Raw genomic sequence first — 600 nt, 5'->3', positions numbered from 1 at the left:
TGGTGTAACGTCATTATTAGCTATGTCGATCGTGTGGCCTCGGTGAGAGGGCGTTTTGCTTGCGTTAAAGCTTAGCGATAACACGCTTTCTATCTCGTCATCTTCGCACAACTTACGAGCACCACTCGCAAGTTGTTCGTGAACGTCTTTGTAGCTTTTATTCAGTGTTTGCACCTTGCGTGCAGTGTCCATGAAATGGGCAGTTACATCGGCTTGATAACGCGTAAAGCGTTCTTCGGTTTCGTTGAGTTTTGCTTGGAGGCGAGCAATCTTTCGGCCATCGCCTTTAGTGCTTCGTTGCACGAGAACGCCGATAACTAATCCTAAGCTAAATAAACCTAACGCTGCGATAACTTGAATGCTCGTTTCTGTCACAAATAACCTGCTTGTTTCTTTAATTGACGTGATTGGATACTAAAACCCTTTGTCTTACATGACAACACTGCTCAGTATGCTTTCCAAGAATATGAGAAATATTGGCCTTTCTCTTTGCATCACGGCAGAATATGCGCCGTTTTTATTGTAGCTGCAATCCTTTGATTGTCTTTAATCCTTACGGTGAGTTGTTTTATGTCTTTAGCGTCTCTTTCTCCTATTCAG

General features: G+C 43.2%; 1 protein-coding gene. It reads right to left on the bottom strand.

Annotated elements, in window-relative coordinates; genetic code table 11:
- Positions 1-375 (bottom strand): YhcB family protein (locus tag A3762_RS21580; protein WP_156493656.1); only part of this gene is annotated, 375 nt, incomplete at its 3' end.
- Positions 376-600 lie beyond the last annotated feature (225 nt).

Source organism: Oleiphilus sp. HI0125, from assembly GCF_001635355.1.
The sequence above is the reverse complement of the archived record's forward strand: the minus strand, read 5'-3'. Positions and strand labels throughout refer to the sequence as shown.